Annotated in this window: 16 protein-coding genes and 1 tRNA gene; 9 read left to right on the forward strand and 8 right to left on the reverse strand. The window is 72.2% G+C overall.

What is annotated here, in order from left to right; translation table 11 throughout:
• Positions 1-3: 3 nt before the first annotated feature.
• Positions 4-1,242: an RsmB/NOP family class I SAM-dependent RNA methyltransferase gene (locus CKY28_RS07255; protein WP_095997700.1), complete on the reverse strand. Its 1,239-nt coding sequence runs from the start codon at positions 1,240-1,242 to the stop codon at positions 4-6.
• 50 nt (positions 1,243-1,292) lie between these two features.
• On the opposite strand from CKY28_RS07255, the gene CKY28_RS07260 reads away from it, so the two are divergent.
• On the forward strand, positions 1,293-1,457 hold the full coding sequence (locus tag CKY28_RS07260; RefSeq protein ID WP_095997701.1) for a DUF1674 domain-containing protein: 165 nt from the start codon (positions 1,293-1,295) through the stop codon (positions 1,455-1,457).
• Positions 1,458-1,670: 213 nt separating this feature from the next.
• On the opposite strand, the gene CKY28_RS07265 is transcribed toward CKY28_RS07260, so the two are convergent.
• Positions 1,671-2,651, reverse strand: a complete 981-nt coding sequence (locus CKY28_RS07265) for an NAD(P)H-dependent glycerol-3-phosphate dehydrogenase (RefSeq protein WP_095997702.1) — start codon at positions 2,649-2,651, stop codon at positions 1,671-1,673.
• Entirely contained in the window at positions 2,648-3,673 is a 1,026-nt protein-coding gene (gene tsaD / locus CKY28_RS07270) for a tRNA (adenosine(37)-N6)-threonylcarbamoyltransferase complex transferase subunit TsaD (RefSeq protein ID WP_095997703.1), read from the reverse strand. The genes CKY28_RS07265 and tsaD overlap by 4 nt, the downstream gene beginning before the upstream one ends.
• Positions 3,674-3,738: 65 nt before the next feature.
• Here tsaD and hemC point away from each other — a divergent pair, with 65 nt between their 5' ends.
• The 3 genes from hemC to CKY28_RS18625 are packed head-to-tail and all read left to right on the forward strand — an operon-like array spanning position 3,739 to position 6,178.
• Positions 3,739-4,647, forward strand: a complete 909-nt coding sequence (hemC, locus tag CKY28_RS07275; protein WP_095997704.1) for a hydroxymethylbilane synthase — start codon at positions 3,739-3,741, stop codon at positions 4,645-4,647.
• On the forward strand, positions 4,644-5,303 hold the full coding sequence (locus tag CKY28_RS07280) for a uroporphyrinogen-III synthase (protein WP_095997705.1): 660 nt from the start codon (positions 4,644-4,646) through the stop codon (positions 5,301-5,303). Before hemC ends, CKY28_RS07280 begins: the two co-directional genes overlap by 4 nt.
• A 32-nt stretch (positions 5,304-5,335) precedes the next feature.
• Positions 5,336-6,178 carry a hypothetical protein gene (locus tag CKY28_RS18625; protein ID WP_095997706.1) on the forward strand — a complete coding sequence of 281 codons (843 nt, stop codon included), beginning with the start codon at positions 5,336-5,338 and terminating at the stop codon, positions 6,176-6,178.
• Between the two features lie 235 nt (positions 6,179-6,413).
• Here CKY28_RS18625 and CKY28_RS07290 read toward each other — a convergent pair.
• Positions 6,414-6,488, reverse strand: a tRNA-Gly gene (locus tag CKY28_RS07290).
• A gap of 153 nt (positions 6,489-6,641) precedes the next feature.
• Between CKY28_RS07290 and CKY28_RS07295 the strand changes: the two genes are divergently transcribed.
• From CKY28_RS07295 to CKY28_RS07310, 4 genes are all read left to right on the forward strand, one after another.
• Entirely contained in the window at positions 6,642-7,538 is an 897-nt protein-coding gene (locus CKY28_RS07295) for a tetratricopeptide repeat protein (RefSeq protein ID WP_095997707.1), read from the forward strand.
• Positions 7,535-8,173: an LON peptidase substrate-binding domain-containing protein gene (locus CKY28_RS07300; protein ID WP_095997708.1), complete on the forward strand. Its 639-nt coding sequence runs from the start codon at positions 7,535-7,537 to the stop codon at positions 8,171-8,173. Before CKY28_RS07295 ends, CKY28_RS07300 begins: the two co-directional genes overlap by 4 nt.
• A gap of 106 nt (positions 8,174-8,279) precedes the next feature.
• Positions 8,280-8,450 (forward strand): Trm112 family protein, encoded by a 171-nt coding sequence (locus CKY28_RS07305; RefSeq protein ID WP_095997709.1) that lies wholly within the window; start codon positions 8,280-8,282, stop codon positions 8,448-8,450.
• Complete coding sequence (locus CKY28_RS07310; RefSeq protein WP_095997710.1) at positions 8,447-8,839, forward strand: hypothetical protein; 393 nt, start codon at positions 8,447-8,449, stop codon at positions 8,837-8,839. The genes CKY28_RS07305 and CKY28_RS07310 overlap by 4 nt, the downstream gene beginning before the upstream one ends.
• Before the next feature lie 108 nt (positions 8,840-8,947).
• Here CKY28_RS07310 and CKY28_RS18210 read toward each other — a convergent pair whose 3' ends face one another.
• On the reverse strand, positions 8,948-9,448 hold the full coding sequence (locus CKY28_RS18210) for a hypothetical protein (protein ID WP_141243876.1): 501 nt from the start codon (positions 9,446-9,448) through the stop codon (positions 8,948-8,950).
• Positions 9,449-9,618: 170 nt separating this feature from the next.
• The gene (locus tag CKY28_RS07315) at positions 9,619-10,854 is read right to left on the reverse strand and encodes a UbiH/UbiF/VisC/COQ6 family ubiquinone biosynthesis hydroxylase (protein ID WP_095997711.1); all 1,236 of its coding nucleotides are present in this window, start codon (positions 10,852-10,854) and stop codon (positions 9,619-9,621) included.
• Positions 10,855-10,960: 106 nt separating this feature from the next.
• Between CKY28_RS07315 and CKY28_RS07320 the strand changes: the two genes are divergently transcribed.
• On the forward strand, positions 10,961-13,267 hold the full coding sequence (locus CKY28_RS07320; protein ID WP_095997712.1) for an FtsK/SpoIIIE family DNA translocase: 2,307 nt from the start codon (positions 10,961-10,963) through the stop codon (positions 13,265-13,267).
• Positions 13,268-13,297: 30 nt separating this feature from the next.
• On the opposite strand, the gene CKY28_RS07325 is transcribed toward CKY28_RS07320, so the two are convergent.
• Together CKY28_RS07325 and CKY28_RS07330 are read right to left on the reverse strand one after the other, a co-directional pair.
• Entirely contained in the window at positions 13,298-13,789 is a 492-nt protein-coding gene (locus tag CKY28_RS07325; protein WP_095997713.1) for a hypothetical protein, read from the reverse strand.
• 13 nt (positions 13,790-13,802) lie between these two features.
• The gene (locus tag CKY28_RS07330; protein WP_176473006.1) at positions 13,803-15,140 is read right to left on the reverse strand and encodes a LysM peptidoglycan-binding domain-containing protein; all 1,338 of its coding nucleotides are present in this window, start codon (positions 15,138-15,140) and stop codon (positions 13,803-13,805) included.
• Between the last annotated feature and the right edge of the window lie 207 nt (positions 15,141-15,347).

Here is a 15,347-nt window from a genome sequence, read left to right on the forward strand (position 1 = left end):
AAGCTACGCGTTGCGGCGGAAGCGCGCGACGAAGAAGCCGTCGCAGCCTTGGGCGAAGCCGGAGGGCAGGATGCGCCCGTCATGCGCCGCCGGTTCGGGTGCGAAGCGCGCGTCGTCGTTGAGGAACCGCTCCGCCTGGCGCTCCCCCTCCTCCGGCTCGAGCGAGCAGGTGGCGTAGACGAGGATGCCGCCCGGCTTCACCCACTCGGCGGCACGCGAGAGGATGCGCGCCTGGAGCTCCGCCATCTCGGCGATGAAGGCGGGGTGCGCGCGATGGAGCACGTCCGGATGGCGGCGGAAGATGCCCGTGGCGCTGCACGGCGCGTCGATCAGCACCGCGTCGGTGGGGGCGTCGGGCGCCCAGCGTAGCACGTCGGCGCACACCACCTGGGCGGCGAGCTTCGTCCGCGTGAGGTTGTCGCGAAGTCGCGCGAGACGACTTTCCGACTGGTCCACCGCGACCACGTCCCAGCCCTGCGCCGCCAGCTGGAGCGTCTTGCCGCCCGGCGCGGCGCACAGGTCGAGCACCCGGCCCCCTCCCGACCCCATGGCGCGGGCGGGCAAGCTCGCCGCCACGTCCTGCACCCACCAGGCGCCCTCGTGATAGCCGGGCAGCTCGGCGACCGGCATGCGGGCGGGCAGGCGCAGGTGGCCGGGCAGGAAGCTCGTCGCGCCCAGCCGCTCGGCCCACCTCTCCGTCTCGGCCGGATCGCGCAGCGTCAGGTCGAGCGGCGGCGGCTCGGCGACCGCGCGCCGCGCCGCCTCGACCGCCTCCCCGCCCCAGTTCGCCAGCCAGCGCTCCGCGATCGCCGCGGGCAGGTTCGGCGGCTCGGGCAGGCGCGCTTGCCTACGCATCAGCGTCCCGAACACGCCATGCACCAGCTTGCGCGGGCCGCCGTCGACGAGCGGCAGCACCGTCGCGATCGCCGCGTGGCCCGGCGTGCCCAGCACCAGCGCCCCCGCCAGCGCGATCCGCAACACCGCGCGTGCCTTGGCGTCAGGGGGCAGCGGCCGCGCGGTCACCGAGTCGATCAGCGCGTCGAGGTCGGGCAGGCGTCGCAGGACGGCGCTCGCCAGCGCGTGCGCCAGCGCGCGGTCGGGCGGGGGCAGCCCCGCGCCAGCACCCGCCAGCGCCGCCTCCAACGGGCTCCCGCGCCGGAGCACGGCGTCGAGCACCTTCAGCGCCGCGCGCCGGGCGGGAACGCCGGGCGGCTCGGGGACATGGGGTTGCGGATGCGGCATCGCGGCCCGATCTGGCGTGGGACGCACGCGCACGCAACCGGAGCCGCATCATGGGCAAGCGCCCCGACCATTTGAAGCCCCCCGCCTACCTCTCCCCCAACACGCCCGTGCCCGCGCCCGAGCGCAAGGAGCCGTCGGACAAGGACCCGCTCGGCAAGAACCCGACGCGCTACGGCGACTGGGAGCACAAAGGCATCGCGATCGACTTTTCATAATTCCTCCCCCGCTTACAGCGGGGGAGGGGGACCGCGCCGCTTGCGGCGTGGTGGAGGGGGGCGTCGCGCGACGAGCGACATGCCGGGGGCATGTCGCCGCGCGGAGCCGGCCTGCGGGACGCAGGCCGTGGGCGATGCCGCATCCCGCAGCTCCCCCTCCACCAGCTGCGCTGGTCCTCCTCCCCCGCTATGGGCGGGGGAGGAATGTGCAGCTCAGTGTCCCTCGTCCCTCAGCGGCCTCGCCAGCAGATCGGCGATCACCGCCCCCGGCTCCGCGCCCTCCAGCAGCCGCACCACCGCGTCCGTCACCGGCATCTCGACGCCCGCGTCGCGCGCCGCTTCGGCGAGCACCGGCGCGGTGAACGCGCCCTCGGCCACCGTGCGCCGGTCGGCGAGCAGCTCCGCCGCCGCCCGGCCCTGCCCCAGCCCGACGCCCAGCGAGAAGTTGCGCGAGCTCGTCGACGAGCAGGTCAGCACCAGGTCGCCCAGCCCCGACAACCCCGCCAGCGTCTCCGCCCGTGCTCCCCTCGCCCGCCCGAACCGCGTCATCTCCGCGAAACCCCTGGCAATCAGCGCCGCGCGCGCGTTCTGGCCGAGCCCCGCGCCCTCCACTACGCCGCACGCTACCGCCAGCACGTTCTTGACCGCCCCGCCGATCTCCGCGCCCGCGACGTCGTCGGACGCGTAGGGGCGGAAGCTCCGCGACGCGAGCCGCGCGCCCAACCGCGCCCGCAGGCCCGCATCCTCGCACGCCAGCGTCACCGCCGTCGGCAGCCCCGCCGCGACCTCGTGCGCGAAGGTCGGCCCCGACAGCACCGCTACGGGCGCTTGCCCGCACACCGCGCGCGCGACCTCGCCGACGAGCATCTTGCTTCCCGCCTCGATCCCCTTGGCGCAGAGCACGAGCGGCGTGGACCCGACCGCCGCCTGCGTCAGGACGCTGCGCACATGCTGCGCGGGGGCCACCACCAGCAGTGCGTCGCACGCCCGCAGCTCGCTCAGTTCACCCGTCGCCCGGATTGACTGAGCCAACTCCACGCGCGGCAGAAAGGCGTGGTTGACGCGTTCCGCGTTGATCGACGCCACCACCTCCAGCTCGCGCGCCCAGAGCGTGACCGGCTCCGCCCCGCCCCGGGCGGCGACCTGCGCGAGCGCCGTGCCCCAGGCTCCGCCACCGATGACGCCGATCCTCACGCCTTCACCCCCGCCCCGCGCACCGCCTCCGCCGAGGGGTCGAGCGGCCAGCGCGCCTTTGCTGGCGTGTCGAGCGGGTCGACCAGCCCGGCCGCGAACCGCTCCGCGCCCGCCCAGGCGATCATCGCCGCGTTGTCGGTGCATAGCCAGAGCGGCGGCGCGACGAAGGGCAGGTCGTACTCGGCCGCCAGCGCCTCCAGCCGCGCGCGGATCGCCTTGTTCGCCGCCACGCCGCCCGCGACTACCAGCGCCGTCACGCCGTCCGATGACGCCAGCGCGCGCTCGGTGCGGTCGAGCAGGCACTCGACCACCGCCTGCTGGAACGACGCCGCCAGGTCCTCCGTCCGATGCTGCCCCGCCGCGCGCACCACCGCGCTCTTCAGCCCCGCGAACGAAAAATGTGGCTCGGCCGCACCTTTGAGCGGCCGGGGCAGCGGCACCGCGAACGGGTCGCCCGCTTCCGCCGCACGCTCCACCGCCGGCCCGCCGGGAAAGCCGAGGCCCAGCACCTTGGCCGTCTTGTCGAACGCCTCCCCCGCCGCGTCGTCGATCGTGGTCGCGAGCCGCCGATAGCGCCCGACGCCGTCGACGCGCAGCAGCTGGCAATGCCCGCCCGACACGAGTAGCAGCAGATACGGAAATCGGAGCTCCGGGTTGGACAGCCGCGGGGAGAGCGCGTGCCCTTCCAGATGGTTCACCGCCACCAGGGGCTTGCCCGCCGCGTGCGCCAGCGCCTTGCCCGTGACGAGCCCCACCATCACCCCGCCGATCAGCCCCGGCCCCGCCGTGGCCGCGACCGCATCGACCTGCGCCAGCTTCACGCCGGCCTCGTCCAACGCCGCCCGCACCAGCGGCTCCAGCATCTCCACATGCGCCCTGGCCGCGATCTCCGGCACCACGCCGCCGTAGGGCGCGTGTGCCGCCTCCTGCCCCGCCAGCTTGTGCGCGAGCACCCGGCGGTCGCCGGTGACGAGCGCGGCGGCGGTCTCGTCGCAGGAGGACTCCAAACCCAAAACGATCATGAAGCCGCCCTATCCGTTCGCGCCGAGCTTGTCGAAGCGCCGTCCTTTTCTCTACCGCGGCCCCGATGACGCCCTTCAGACTAGGCACCCGCGGCTCCCCTCTCGCGCTTACCCAGGCGCGCATGGTCGCCGACGCGCTCCGCGCCGCGCATGACTGGCCTGCCGACGCGATCGAGACGGTGGTGATCCGCACCACCGGCGACCGCGTCCAGGATCGCCCCCTGGCCGAGATCGGCGGCAAGGCGCTGTGGACCAAGGAGCTCGATCGCGCGCTGCTGACGCAAGAGGTCGACGCCTGCGTTCATTCCATGAAGGACGTGGAGACGATCCGCCCCGCCGCCATCGCGGTCGCCGCGATGCTGCCCCGCGCCGACGTGCGCGACCGCCTGCTGGGCGCGGAGTCGATCGAGGCGATCCCGCACCGCGCGGTCGTCGGCACCAGCTCGCCCCGCCGCCGCGCGCAGCTCCTCCACCTCCGCCCCGACCTCCGCGTCGTGCCGATCCGCGGCAACGTCGACACGCGCCTCGCCAAGCTCGCGGCGGGCGAGGTCGACGCGACGTTGCTCGCCGCCGCCGGGCTCGACCGACTTGACCGGCCGACGGTCGGCGCGGCCATCCCGACCGACGTCATGCTGCCGGCCCCGGCGCAGGGCGCGGTCGGCGTCGAGGTCCGCGCCGACGACGCGCACGCGCTGGCGCTGGTCGCCGCGATCGATCACGCCGACACGCACCGCTGCGTCGCCGCCGAGCGCGCGCTGCTCGCGGGGCTGGGTGCTACCTGCCACTCGCCCGTCGCGGCGCTCGCGAGCCTGGCGGGCGAGACGCTCCGCCTGCGCGCGAGCCTGCTCGACGAGGACGGGGCGGACGAGGTCTGCGCCGCGCTCGAAGGCACGGGCCCGGAGGTCGGGACCGAGCTCGCCGCCGAGCTGCTCGACCGCGCGCCGCCCGCGATCCGGCAATTGTTCCAGGCGTGAAGGTTGTCGTCCTCCGCCCCGAACCGGGCGCGTCGAGGACGGCGGAGCGCGCCCGCGTGCGCGGGTTCGACGTGCTCCTCCGCCCGCTGTTCGAGACGCGCCCGCTCGCCTGGGAGCCACCCGACCCGGCGCGCTACGACGCGCTGCTCCTGACCAGCGCCGCCGCCCTCCGCCACGCCGGGCCAGGGCTCGACGCGCTTCGACGCTTTCCCGTCGTCGCGGTCGGCCCGGAAACGGCGCGAACCGCGCGTGACGCCGGATTGGAGGTCATCCTGACCGGCGACGCCGGTGCAGCTACCGCGGTCGCGCGCGCCCGCACACACGGCCTCACCCGCCTGCTCCACCTCGCCGGCCGCGAGCGCATGCCCGACCTGCCCGGCATCGAGCCGGTCACGGTCTACACGAGCGAAGCGCTACCCGTGGAGCCCGGCTGGACGGCGCGGCTGGGCGGCCGCACCGCGCTCCTGCACTCACCCCGCGCCGCCGCCCGTCTCGCCGAGCTCGTCGACCGCGACGGCACGCCCCGCGCCGCGATCCGCCTCGCCGCGATCAGCCCCGCCGCCCTCGCCGCCGCGGGCGGGGGTTGGGCGTCCGGACGCGCCGCGAACCGTCCGGACGACGAGGCGCTGCTCGCCCTCGTTCCGCGCGCGGATTGACCTCCCCCGACGCGGCGGGGATAAGCGTCCCCATGAGTTCGCTCCCGCCGGTCGACCCGCGCTCGCGCCCGCGATACGCGCTGATCGGCCTGGCGCTGGTCCTCACCTTCCTCGCCGGCCTCGCGGTCGCCGCCTGGACCGGCCGCCGCTTCGGCTGGTTCGCGCCGCCCGCCGCGCCCGTCGTCGCACCCCAGCCTTCCGCCGCGCCCGCGCCGCCGCGACCCGCCCTGCCGCAGGCCGACCTCGCCACGCTCACCGCGCGCGAGGCCGCGCTCGCTTCCCAACTCGCGGCTCTCGAAGCGAGGCTCCCCGTCATCGCCGCCGACGTGGCCCAAGCCGGGTCGCAGGCCGGCCGCGCCGAGGCCGTGCTCGTCGCCGGCGCCGTCCGCCGCGCGCTCGACCGCGGCGTGCCGCTCGGCCGATTGGAGGAGCAGCTCCGTCTGCGCTTCCCCAACGACGCGCCCACCGTCGAGACGATCGTCCAGGCCGCCGGCGAGCCCGTGACGCTCGAAGACCTGCGCCTCGGCTTCGACGCGATCGCGCCCGAGCTCCAGTCGGGCGCGCGCGACGGCGTATTTCCCGCACTCCGCCGCGAACTGGGTACGCTGATCGTGCTGCGCCGCGCGGGGTCCCCCTCGCCGCTCCCCGCCGAACGCGTCGCCCGCGCGCGACGGTTGCTCGACTCGGGCCAGGTGGAGGCGGCGCTCGCCGAGACGCAGACGCTGCCCGGCGCGGGCCGAGCGCTGAACTGGACGGCGGCGGCGCGGCGCTACGTGGCGGCGCGGCGGGCGCTGGACTCGTTGGAAGAGGCGGCGCTGGCGGTGCCGGCGGTTCAGGCACCGGTGACGCCGGGGAATGCTCCGGCCGCGATGTGAGGCGGGTCGGCCACTACTCTCAACCGTCACCCCGGACTTGTTCCGGGGTCCATCGTCGTCCAGGCGGCCCGCTCGCGCTGAAGGGGCTGCCGTCGCTGCAAACTTGGAGATAGTGGCACGGTGAAGTGTCCGGACAGCGCCGCGGCGAAGCCGCGTCGTCGGTCGTAGCTCGCGCTACGCCGGCCGGGGTCGCTGCTCTTTGCTGATTTAGCTGCGCTAAATCAGCGCAGCGACCTGGAGCGGGCGAAGGGATTCGAACCCTCGACCCCGACCTTGGCAAGGTCGTGCTCTACCCCTGAGCTACGCCCGCTCTGGCGTCTGCCCGGTGGGACCGGGCGGGTGAGGCGCGGCCACTAGCAGCGCCCGCGGGGCTCCGCAAGCCCCTTCACTTCACGACGCTTCCGGCCCACATGATGCGCCAGCAAGCGATACGGAGAACACCCCCTTGGCCACGACCCTGGGCATGAGCGCCGCCGACAAGCAGGCCGTCGAAGAATTCCGCCGCGACGTCGTCGAGCCGTCGATGACCAAGCTCGTCGTGATCGACTTCTGGGCGGAATGGTGCGGGCCGTGCAAGCAGCTCACCCCCGTGCTGGAGAAGGTGACGGCGGCGTACGCCGACAAGGGCGTGGTGCTCGCCAAGATCGACACGGACAAGAACCGCTTCATCGCGTCGCAATTCCAGATCCGCTCCATCCCGACCGTTTACGCGATGTTCCAGGGCCAGCTCGTCGCCGACCTGACCAACGCGCGCACCGAATCGCAGATCAGGACCTATCTCGACCAGCTGCTCCGCCAGCTGCCGATCGAGGCCGACGGCGCGGAGGCCGAGGCCGAGCTCGAACCGCTGATCGCGATGGGCGAGCAGGTGCTGGCCGAGGGCGACGCAACCCGCGCGCTGTCCATCTTCGACCAGCTTCTCGAGATGGCGCCCGACCACCCCGCGGTCGTCTCGGGCCGCTTGCGCGCGCTCGTCGCCGCGGGCGAGCATGACGAGGCTGAGGCCGCCATCGCCGCGCTCCCGCCCGAGCTCGCCAAGGATCCGGGCGTCCAGCGCGCCCAGTCGGCGCTGCAGCTCGCGCGGACCGCGCCGCCCGTCGACGACCTCGCCCCGCTGGTGGCAGCCGTGAACGCCGATCCGGACGACCTCCAGGCTCGCTTCGACCTCGCCAACGCGCAGATGGCGGCCGGAGACCGCGACGCCGCCGCCGACGGCCTGCTCCACATCGTCAAGACCGACCGCGAGTGGATGGAGGGCGCCGCGCGCCAGCAGCTGCTGAAGCTGTTCGAGGTCGTCGGCATCGAGGACCCCTGGGTCTCGCAGCAGCGCCGCCGCTTGTCGGCGATCCTGTTCGGATGACCGCGCCCACGCGCCTCTCGATCTTCCCGCTGCCGGGGGCGATCCTGTTTCCCGGCCTCTTTCTGCCGCTCCACATCTTCGAGCCGCGCTACCGGGCGCTGGTCTCCGATGCGATGGCGCGCGACCGGCGCATCGGCATGATCCAGCCGCGCGAGCAGCCCTCGATCGCCGCCGAAGGCCGCGGCGACCGGCCCGCGCTCTATGATATCGGCTGCGTCGGTCGCATCGCCGAGGTCGAGGCGCTCGACGACGGTCGCTACAACGTCATCCTGGAAGGCGCGTCGCTGTTCCGCCTCACCCGCGAGCTGGAGGTGTCGACGCTCTTCCGCCAGGTCGAGGCCGAGCTGCTGCCCAGCCCCGACGACGAGATGCTGCCGCTGGCCCACCGCGCCGCGCTCGAGATGGAGGCGCGCCGCTTCGCCGACGCCGCGGGCTACGCGGTCGACTGGGACCAGGTCGGCAAGCTCGACGACCAGACGCTCGTCAACGGCATCGCCCAGATCGCCCCCTTCGATCCCGCCGCCAAGCAGGCGCTGCTCGAAGCGTCCGGCATCGACGAGCGCACCGACCTGCTCATCCAGCTCATGCAGTTCTTCGGCCGCCACGACGGCGAGGACCGGGTGACGCTGCAGTGACGTCGATGCACCCCCACCCGTTTGTTTCGAGCCCAGTCGAGAAACGGACGCGAGCGACGCCGCCCGAAACGTGTCTCGACCAAGCTCGACACGAACGGAGGGAGGCGTGAGCCTCGACCCCTGGCTCCTCGAACGCCTCTGCTGCCCGCTCACGCGCACGGCCCTGCGCTACGACGAGGACGCCCAGGAGCTCGTCTCCGAAGCCGCGGGCCTCGCCTATCCCGTCCGCGACGGCGTCCCCGTGATGCTCGCCGAAGAAGCGCGGCCGCTGCGATGAGCCGCGCGGCCGACGACCTCAGCGGCGACTGGCGCGGCATCTTCAACTATCCGGGCGCGGGCGGCCCGCCGACCGAGTTCACCGCCGCGCTCACCGACAGCGGCGGCCTCCTCACCGGCTCGACGGAGGAGCCCAGCCGCACGGGCGCGGTCATCGCCGCGCGCATCGACGGCCGCCGAACCGGGTCCGCGGTCAGCTTCATGAAGCTCTACGACGAGAACCAGGGCGACTACGACGCCGTCGCCTATGAAGGCGCGGTTGACGCGGAAGGGCTGGAGATCACCGGCCGCTGGTCGATCCCGGGCGACTGGTCCGGCACCTTCATCATGGTACGCGAGTCGGGCGTGGAGGAGGAAGCGTCCGCCGAGGCCGAGCAAGAGCTGCCTTAGAAGCAGCGATCAGGTCATTTGCGGAGGTTGACCCAGAGAGAAACATAGTTTTACCTGTCATGCACGACATGTAAGCGGCAACAATTGTCCTAGGATGGGCTCGTGCGGTCAGAGTCCCTCACTCTCAACTGCTCGGATATTTTGCTGACATGTGGCGAAGTTCTCGAACTCGTAAGTCAAATTTAAATATGCAGAGCTGGAGGAAGTTGCTTTCACCTGCAGCATGATGGCGGTGAGTCCATCAGGGAGCGCTAGGCCGTTCTTCCGTGTCCAATAGGCAACTACCGTTCGCTCACCCTGCTTGATTGACATAGTCCACTCCCGCTCTGCATCCCAAAGAGCTTTAGCTCTGAGAAACGAGATCTCGTCGGACTGGCCGTACTTCCCGTCCAGAATCGCGCGAAGGCGATTGAAGGCATCCCGGACACTCGTGCCGTAATTATCGCTCTCGTGATCTCGACCTGTGCCCCACACTTTGCAAACGCCTCCGCTTGCAGTTGCTACCGCACCATAAGACTCGAATTCGGAGTTTGGCTGAGGAACGGTGATCGAATATGCGCCCTTCACGCTAGTAGATTTACCGGAGTAGATGCTGACGGGCTTACCCATGGATACCCCGAACGGGCCCGCTAACGCCGGCCACGCTGAGCACAGTAACATCAGCGCGATCGTAAGTTTTGAACCGCTACAGACCGACATCGTGACCCTCCACCCCGCTTGAGATCACAGAATGCCGACTGTTGAAGCGATCGACTAGTCCATTACTGATCCGCTTCGGGTTAGACCACCGCGCCCGTCAGTAGCCGCGGCAGATCGCCCGATTGGCCCCGCGCCTCCGCCATGAAGGCGCGCTTCAGCGGATCGACCGCGTTCACCGCCGAAATGCCGAGCCGCCGGACCGCGCTCGCCGCCCGGCCGGGGATGCCGAACAGCCGCGCCAGGCTGTCCGTGGCAGCCGCGATCGCGAAAGTATCGAGCGCGCGCCAGCGCTGGTAGCGCTCCAGCAGCGCCGCGTCGCCCAGGTCGAGGCCGACGCGCTTGCCCTCGACCAGCACCTCCGTCAGCGCCGCCACGTCGCGGAGCCCCAGGTTCAGCCCCTGCCCCGCGATCGGGTGGATGCCGTGCCCGGCATCGCCGACCAGCGCCAGCCGCTCCGCCGTAATCCGGGCGGCGTGATGGAAGCCGAGCGGGTAGCTCGCGCGCGGGCTCGCCTCGTAGAGCTTGCCCAAGAACCCGCCCATGCGCTTCTCCGCCTCGGCCAGGAACGCGCGGTCGAACAGCTTGAGCATGCCGGCCGCGTCGCCGGCCGCCACCGTCCACACGATCGCCGAGCGGTGCCCCACCTCGTCGTCGACCAGCGGCAGCAGCGCAAACGGGCCCGACGGATAGAAGATCTCGTAGGCGACCTGCTCGTGCGGCCGCTCGTGGTGGAACGCGCCGATGATCGCGGCGTGGTCATAGCGCCAGCGCGCCACCTGGATACCCGCAGCGTCCCGCGTCGGCGAATTGCGCCCTTCCGCCGCGATCAGCAGCGGCGCGCGCACCTCCGAGCCGTCGCTCAGCGTCGCGGTGACGCCGTGCGGCCCGCGCTCCACGGCGAGCGCCCGCGTCTTCATGCGCAGGTCGACCTCGCCCACCTCCTCGACCGCGGCGTGGATCGCCCGGCGGAGCGCGCGGTTCTCGTACATCGTCCCCAGCGCGCCGTCATTCTCGTCGGGCGTGAAGTCGAGCCGACCGGGCGCCAGCCCGTCCGACACGCGGATCGCCGCGATCGGGCAGCCCTGGCCGGCGAGCCGCTCCGACAGGCCGATCGCGTCGAACATGCGACCCGACGCGCTCGCGATCGCCGAAGCGCGCCCGTCGAACTCGGGCGCCAGCGTCACCGCCGGGTCCGCCGGGTCGACCACCACCGAGGTCAGGCCATGCCGCGCCAAGGCCAGCGCCTGCGTCGCGCCGACCAGCCCGCCGCCCAGGATCAGGACATCCGCCCCGACGCGCTTTGACGTGATGCTCATCGGCAACGCTCTACCGCTTGGCGACGCTCGTGCCAACGCGCCCGCCTTGACGGCGTTAACCTTTCCGCGCGATGCGTGATCTCCTTGAGTTCGGGGGAAAACGGGGATGGCGAGTCGGGCGAACGTCCAGCCGGGGCTGTGGCGTGAGACGGTGAAGGCGGGCGCGGTACGTTCGGGCGCGATGCTCGCCGCGATCGCGCTCTGGGTGCTGACCGCACTCCTCGCGCTCGCGCTCGCCACCTACAAGACGGGCGACCCGTCCCTGAACACCGCCGCGGGCGGCGCGGTGCGCAACCTAGCGGGGCTTCCCGGCGCCTACGCCGCCGACTTCCTGCTCACGCTGTTCGGTCCGGCGGCCGCGCTGCTGCTCCCCGTGCCCGCCATCATCGGCTTGCGCCTGTGGAAGGGCCTCCCCGCCGGCCGCTGGGGCCGCATGGCGCGCGGCGCCGCGATCGGCGTCGCGCTGATGGCGACCGCCTTCGCCAGCATCTCCAACGCCTCCGTCCTGGCGCTGCCCGCAGGCTGGGGCGGCCTGGTCGGCCTGGCGGTCACCGCCGTCGCGGGCTGGGCGATCGCCTTCATCGGCGACGCGCAGGCCGAGCTCTGGGCCGCGCGCGGCCTTGGCCTCGCCGCGGGCCTCGCCGGCGTCGTCATCTGGGCGCGCGCGGTCGAGATCGACTGGGCCGAGTTCGCGCGCCGCCGCTCTCCCAAGCTCCTCCGTCTCACCGCGGCCTATGCCGACGGGGAGGAGCTCGAGGACGAGCCCCTCGAGCTCACCCGCAAGCCCGTCGTCCCGCGCCCCGAGCCCGAGGTGGAGCGCCGCCAGGCCCCCGTCATCGCCGACCGCGCGCCGCCGAGCGCCCAACCCGCGGTCGCGAAGCGCCCCCAGGAGCCGCGCGACACCGCCTATACGCTCCCCGGCCTCGACCTCCTCACCCCCGCCCCGCCCGCCCCCAAGGGCGCGGTCGACAAGGCGGCGCTGGAGAGGAACGCCCGCCTGCTCGAGAACGTGCTCGACGATTTCCACGTCAAGGGCCAGATCGTCGAGGTCCGCCCCGGCCCCGTCGTCACCATGTACGAGCTGGAGCCCGCCTCCGGCATCAAGGCGAGCCGCGTGATCCAGCTCGCCGACGACATCGCCCGCAACATGAGCGCGGTGTCCGCGCGCGTCGCGACCATCCCCGGCCGCACCGTGATCGGCATCGAGCTCCCCAACGCCAAGCGCGAGACGGTCAGCTTCCACGAGCTGGCTAGCAGCCAGGCGTTCGAGGACCAGGGCGCGTCGCTCCCCATCATTCTCGGCAAGAACATCGCGGGCGACCCCGTCATCGCCGATTTGGCCCCCATGCCGCACTTGCTGGTGGCCGGCACCACCGGCTCGGGCAAGTCGGTGGGCCTGAACGGCATGATCCTGTCGCTGCTCTACCGGCTCACGCCCGAGCAGTGCCGCATGATCATGATTGACCCCAAGATGCTGGAGCTGTCGGCCTATGACGACATCCCGCACCTGCTCTCGCCCGTCGTCACCGACCCCGCTAAGGCCGTCCGCGCGCTGAAATGGGCGGTTGAGACGATGGAGGACCGCTACCGCCAGATGTCGTCGGTCGGCGTGCGCAGCCTCGCGTCGTTCAACGACAAGGTCCGCGCCGCGAAGAGCAAAGGCCAGCCGCTCGGCCGCCGCGTCCAGACCGGCTACCACCCCGACACAGGCCAGCCGATCTACGAGGAGGAGAAGCTCGAATACGAGGTGCTCCCTCAGATCGTCGTGGTCGTCGACGAGCTCGCCGACCTGATGATGACCGCCGGCAAGGAGGTCGAGTTCCTGATCCAGCGTCTAGCCCAAAAGGCGCGCGCCGCGGGCATCCACCTCATCATGGCCACCCAGCGCCCCTCGGTCGACGTCATCACCGGCGTTATCAAGGCGAACCTGCCCACCCGCATCTCCTTCCACGTCACGTCCAAGATCGACTCGCGCACCATCCTGGGCGAGCAGGGCGCGGAGCAGCTCTTGGGCAAGGGCGACATGCTCTACATGCCCGGCGGCCGCGGCATCGTGCGCGTCCACGGCCCCTTCGTCTCCGACGACGAGGTCCACCGCGTCGCCGAGCATTGGCGCGGCCAAGGCTCGCCCGACTACGTCACCGCCGTCACCGAGGAGCCGGAGGAGAGCTACGCTTTGGAGGGCGCCCCCACCGGCGAGGACTCGGCGGAGGACCAGCAGTATCGCGCTGCCGTCCAGCTCGTCTGCGAGTCGCGCAAGGCGTCCACCTCCTGGCTCCAGCGCCAGCTCCGCATCGGCTACAACTCGGCCGCGCGGCTGATCGAGCGGATGGAGAAGGAGGGGATCGTCGGACGGCCCGACCATGTCGGGCGGCGCGAGGTGCTGCGCGACGCGGAGGGCCACGCGATCTGACGCGCGCGAGCGCCGGTCGGAACGGCCCCGCTAATCCGCGACCGGCACCTCATAGGTCGAGCCGGTGGTCCCGACCGGGTACACGGACGCGCTGAAGCCGCCTTCGACGTACAGGACCCTGCCGCCCGGCAGCGCTTGGACGAACTTCTTGGCGAAGTCGTCGAGCCGGCCCCATTTGCCGAGCGCCTCCAGTTCCTGCCGCGTCATCATCTTGGCGGTCACGGCCGCGCAGGGCTCCTCCCAGAACAGGTTCTCGGCTTCGCGTCCCGCATAGGCGAAGCGGATCTCGCAGGCCGGCTCGCCGCGCAGCGTGAAGTCCTTCTCGCCCAGGACCCGCGATCCCGCCCGGTCGCCGGCCGGCCGCGGCGTGCTCCGGCTCTTGGGGCGGGGCTCGGCGGCGACCGCAGGCGCGGAGGTCGCCGCCGCTTCGGCGTTCCGTTCCGCCGGTTGCTCCGCCCGCGAACAGCCCGGCGTCGAGCCGAGGCAGATCGCGGCGAGCGTCGCGATCGCGGCCGGCTTCATCCGTTTCCCGTCATCAGTTCGGGTCGAACTCCACATGGAGGTGATTGTTGCTCTGGTTGGCGAAGGTTTCGAACGCCACGTCGTACCGGTCGCCCAGGACCCGGCGCACCTCGGCCTCCAGCGCGCGCCCCTGCGCGACGCTGATGTTGTTGCCGCGGAAGTCGAGCGCCCGGTCGGCATAGTGCAGCGAGCCGTTCATGTGCCGGCTGTCGTTGCCCGACGTGATCACGGGCGTCGGCAGGCCCAGCCGCCGCGCCGCGTCCGCGACGGCGCGGATCGCCGGCTCCATCGAGGCATGGAGGCGGTCGATCCGCACGCTCGAACTCTTGACCTCCACGCCGTTCGCGGCGGCGACCGCGTCGCCGTCGATGCGGCCGCCCGGCGTCGTCCCGGTCCCGCCGGCGGGGGCGGGAGCCGGGGCCGCGCCCGGCAGGACCACCGCGAACGCGCCCGGACGGTGGCGCTCGAGTTCGGGCACGGTGCCGTGGCGGTGGATCGCGTCGCCGCGGCCCAGCACGGGGCCGTCCAGCGCCATGATCCAGTCGAGGTTGCCGCGGCTGGAATAATGGGGGTTGGCGTAGTTGAGGTGCGATCCGATCGATGACGGCCGCCCGGCCGCGCGTTCCGCCAGATAGCCGTCGACCAGCCGGTCGACGCGGTCGCTGATGCGGCTCGCGGGGATGTCCTCGACCGAGTTGCGGCCGACGCGCCGGGAGATCGGGCCATTGACGTCGGAGAACTGGTTATGGCTGTTGACCACGTCGGCGACGCTGTCGCCCCAGCGGCCCGACGCGGTCCGGTTGAGGATGGTGTCGATGACGCCGTGCGCCTGCGCCTCGCCCGCGGACTGCACCCACTCGGTCTGCAGCGTCTTCTTGATGTTGAGCACGTCCGCCCGGCTGAGCGACAGCGCGCCGTCCATCGCCCGCCTGGTCTCGCCGACCTCGGCCACGGTCGGCGGGGAGTCCGTGCGGGCCGCTCCGTCGCGCGCGGGGACCGTCAGCCGGTCGCCGGGGTAGATGCGGTTCGGGTCGATGATGCGCGGGTTGGCCGACAGGACGGCGCGGAGGCTCACGCCGTGGTCGGCCGCGATGCCGCTCAGCGTGTCGCCATATTCGATCGTGTAGCTCTGCGTCGCGCCCTCCGGCAGCGCGAGGCGCTGCCCGGGGTGGATGAGGTCGGGGTTGCGGACGTCATTGAGGCGCACGAGCGTCGCCACGTCGGTTCCGTAACGCTGGGCGATGCCGGACAGCGTCTCGCCGCGTTCGACGGTGTGGACACCGCCAGGGCCAGGCGGCGGGGCCGCGGCGCGTACCGCCCCGTAAGCGCCGACGCCGCTTGCGCCGTTCACGGCTGAGACTCCACCGACCATCGAACGAACCTCCGCGTCGCTGAACGGACGCGCTTGTACCGGGAAGCGGGCCAACGGTATCTAAGCGGATCGACTAGGCTGAACGGGCGTCCGGCGAACGGGGGCGCACCGTCATATCGCTACGCCCGTCCCGCCCGACGAACCGGTCCCTCCTCGCGCCGGTTTCAGCGAAAAGCCGTTCATCCT

This window comes from Sphingomonas lenta (genome assembly GCF_002288825.1).
GTDB lineage: Bacteria > Pseudomonadota > Alphaproteobacteria > Sphingomonadales > Sphingomonadaceae > Sphingomonas > Sphingomonas lenta.